Annotated in this window: 2 protein-coding genes; both read left to right on the top strand. The window is 33.4% G+C overall.

Translation table 11 applies throughout. From position 1 onward, the window contains the following. Positions 1-906: 906 nt before the first annotated feature. Positions 907-1,848, top strand: a complete 942-nt coding sequence (locus tag A9239_RS13785) for a glycosyltransferase family 2 protein (protein ID WP_052712908.1) — start codon at positions 907-909, stop codon at positions 1,846-1,848. Between the two features lie 297 nt (positions 1,849-2,145). Beyond that, the gene (locus A9239_RS13790; protein ID WP_048121348.1) at positions 2,146-3,168 is read left to right on the top strand and encodes a glycosyltransferase family 2 protein; all 1,023 of its coding nucleotides are present in this window, start codon (positions 2,146-2,148) and stop codon (positions 3,166-3,168) included. The last annotated feature ends 95 nt before the right edge of the window (positions 3,169-3,263 follow it).

Below are 3,263 nucleotides of genomic sequence, written 5' to 3' on the forward strand. Positions count from 1 at the left end.
TATGATTCAGGCTTAAGTTAATTTTGTAAAGATTTTCAATTTAAGATAAACTGTTTTTCACATTTCATATAATAGAGTTATATTAAAACTCAACCTTTCTTCTCCAAACCCTATATTCGAAGCAATTAAGAATAGTTGAATAATCAAAGTTGCGCTGGCGCACCCTGCTGCAAGCAATGGGGTATGTTCACGCCCCCGCTATAAATTTTGTTATACCGGAGTTTATACTTTTATACATAAAACCATATCAATAGACACTTTTTTTGTAGGGTCTAATACGAAGTGGCTCTTCGTCATTCTCTATGGATAAGATGATTTTCAATTCAAGACCGCATTGGTTTTTATGGGGACATTGGAGAATATCCACACAAAACAACGAAGAGCCTAAAAAATTAATTATGTGGCAATCAATTCCAAAAAGTTTAATACAAAATATTAGATATATTGAACTGATTTAGTATGAAAGTACGAAACAAAACTGTTTCCCAATGCTTCTTTTGATTTTTCTGCGCCTTATCAAATTTAAGCCTTCTATGGCAATTCACTGATTAATTTAGTGATGGTTTGAAAAATCAAAATTAGGACAACATTACTATCCAAGGTAATGACGAGATAGATAGTCAAAAAAAGGGCGAAGTAGAATACTTTCATTTCTTTGTGCATTTATTCGAAGAATATCATGTACGTTTAGTTATACTCATTATAGTGAAAATTGAAGACTTTTTCGATTATAGAGTCTAAAAGATAATATCTAAAATAAAACGCAGTAAAACGGTTATCTTTCTAATAAGAAGATAACAATCCATGTGTCTTCGGTTATGTGAGAGATCATGATAAATTGCGTCAATTTCCTCCACATTTATCAAATATTTTAATAAATTATGAAGTTGTGTAAAGAGAAATTGCATGTTTAACAATAAACCTAAAGTAAGCGTAATCATCCCTACTTACAACCGGGAACATTTAATTTCAAGATCTATTGATAGTGTACTAAATCAAACTTACAAAGATTTTGAAGTTATTATTGTAGATGATGCTTCAACTGACAATACTGAGGAACTTATCAAAAAAGAGTATCCTACTCTCATATATCTCAGACTCAAAAAAAATATGGGTGCAGCAGTAGCAAGAAATACTGGTCTCAATGTTGCAAGAGGTGAATATATAGCATTTCATGACAGTGATGACGAATGGTTTCCGGAAAAGCTTGAGAAACAGATGGATGTTTTTGATAAATCTCCGGAAGTGGGAGTGGTGTACACTGATATGCTAAGGATATTTGAAGATCAAGGAATCGATTATTGGAATTCTCCTACTGTCTATAGTGGTATTTTGGTTAATGAACAAACTCTAGACTATCAAGTGTTAGGAATTGGAATCCAATCTGCGGTGATTCAAAAGGAATGTATAGAATATGTTGGATATTTTGATGATAAATTACCCCGATTAATAGATCTCGATTTATTCTTAAGGTTATCTAAATATTTCAAGTTTTATCATATACGAGAACCTTTGGTTAAATATTATGAAAATGAAGGTATTTCTACTAATATTATTGCAGGTTATACTGCAAGAATTTATTTACTCAATAAATATTTTAACTGCTTAAAGGGAAATAAAAAATTTCTAGCAAGGCAGTACTATGATATTGGATACTCTATGATGTCAATCGGCAATTTGAGATCTGGAAGACATTATTTGATAAAAGCCATTAAAGCAAACCCTATTGCTATAAAGTCTATAGTTCTTTTAATTATTTCTCTCGCTGGTCAAAATATATATGAAAAAATAATAAATATTTATAATACTATTTATTGGAGGCTTTTTCATGCGTCTTCGGTTAAGTGAGGAATCATGACAAATTGCAGCAATGTCTCAACGTTTGTAATATATTTCAATGAGTTGTGAGCTGGAACAGGGTATCAATTTCATGTAAAGAGGCCAAAGTTTAAGGCCGGCTTCTAATGCAAAATCGATAGCTTTCAGGTAAGACAATTCCTTAACTGATGACCAATGGAGCTTTTTAAATCTTTTCTTAAAAGTTTGCTTGGCAAGGTTTATGACCCAGGCAGTAATTAAATAATTAGCAAGTATTATGAAGTCTGAAATAAATGTAATTATAAAATCATTTCTAGATTTGAGAACATGTATTCTAAAGTTGCAATCATAATTCTCAACTGGAACGGTTGGGAAGATACAATAGAATGCTTGGAGTCGGTTTATCAGATCGAATATCCAAATTATGATATTGTTGTTATAGATAATGGCTCAAAAGATAATTCAATTGAAAAAATAAAAGAATATGCGGTTGGAAGAATCCAGGTAGAATCAAGCTTTGTCAGGTATAATCCGGATAATAAGCCCCTGTGTTTAATAGAGCACTCTCAGGAAGAACTCAAATTTAACGACAGAGTACAGAAAGACCTTGAGAAGGCTCCGCTTGAAAGAAAATTAATTTTAATTAAAAATATTAAGAACTATGGATTTGCCGAAGGAAATAATATCGCAATAAAATATGCAATGACGTTTTTGAAGCCTGATCACATCCTTTTACTGAATAACGATACCATTGTAGACCCCGATTTTCTGGATGAACTGGTCCAGACTGCCGAAACCGATTTGAATATAGGAGTTTTGGGTCCGACTATCTACGACTATAACCCCCCTCGCGGCCTCCAGTCTACGGGCTCAAAGATACTCTGGAACCATGGAGATGCTATAAACCTTACATATGAAGCAGATGTAAAAGCCGGGATTCCTAAGGAAGTTGATGCTGTAACGGGCTGCGCACTGCTAGCAAAAAGTGAAGTTTTCAAGAAAATTGGCGGCTTAAATAATAATTATTTTGCCTACTTTGAAGAAATCGAGTGGTGCGTGCGTGCGCGAAAGGCAATGTATAAAATTGTATATGTCCCCCAGGGAATAATCTGGCATAAAGGAGGAGCGACGAGCAGTAAGATCACGGGTTTTGCTGTATACCACCATACAAGAAATCGATTCTGGTTCATGAAACAGCATGCTTCGGATAAACAGTATTTAATATTTCTAGTTTACTTCCTCGGGTTCAAGTTTTTTTCGTTCGTGGGCTGGGCTTTACTGCATAAAAATAAGCCTTTACTTGTTTCTTTCATCAAAGGTGTTAAGGATGGGATTCTGGCCCATGGCTAAAAATTAGTGAAAAAAGTAAAAGTCTATGGTTTCAAGTTTACTAATATAAGACCCAATATAATATAAGCCCCAATTTAATATAAGACACAATATAA

It is taken from the genome of Methanosarcina sp. A14 (genome assembly GCF_001729375.1).
GTDB lineage: Archaea > Halobacteriota > Methanosarcinia > Methanosarcinales > Methanosarcinaceae > Methanosarcina > Methanosarcina barkeri.